At 64.8% G+C, this 596-nt stretch carries 1 protein-coding gene; it reads left to right on the top strand.

Annotated elements, in window-relative coordinates:
• A partial coding sequence (locus Q7C21_RS22505) for a glycine betaine ABC transporter substrate-binding protein (protein WP_375151159.1) occupies window positions 1-596 on the top strand: 596 nt, incomplete at both ends.

The following is a 596-nucleotide window of genomic DNA, read 5'->3' as shown; positions in this document are numbered from 1 at the left end:
GACCCGGCGGGCCTGAAGCTCAGCTACAGCTGGAGCATCAGCCCCAGCGTCGCCTTTGACGCCGCAGGCACCCTGATGAAGTTCGTCGCCCCGAAGGCCGAGCAGGATGTCACCTACAACGTCAACCTGACGGTGAACAACGGCAAGCACAGCGCCACCCGCACCCATCAGGTCAAGGTCCTGGCCGAGCCCAGCCTCAAGGACGCCCGCGCTACCCTGGCCGTCCCCTCCTACCTGGCCGACAAGGGCCTGAAGACCTTCGCCGACATCGCCAGGTTCCAGAAGGAGCTGGGGGGCAAGATCTACGGCATCGAACCCGGCTCGGGAGCCAATACCCAGATCAAGGACATGATCGCCAAGAACCAGTTCGGCCTGGGCAAGTTCCAGCTGGTGGAGTCCAGCGAGGCCGGCATGTTGTCGACGGTGGCCCGGGCGGTGAAACGCAATGAAGCCATCGTGTTCTTCGGCTGGGCGCCGCACCCGATGAACGTCAACTTCAAGATGACCTACCTCAGCGGCAGCCAGGACGCCCTGGGCCCGAACGAGGGCCAGGCCACGGTCTGGACCGTCACCGCGCCGAACTATGCCGAGCAGTG

The sequence above is a fragment of the Pantoea sp. ANP04 genome (genome assembly GCF_041982285.1).
GTDB classification, from domain to species: domain Bacteria; phylum Pseudomonadota; class Gammaproteobacteria; order Enterobacterales; family Enterobacteriaceae; genus Pantoea; species Pantoea eucalypti.
Note: the sequence above shows the minus strand (reverse complement) of the source record. Positions and strands in the feature narration are given on the sequence as shown.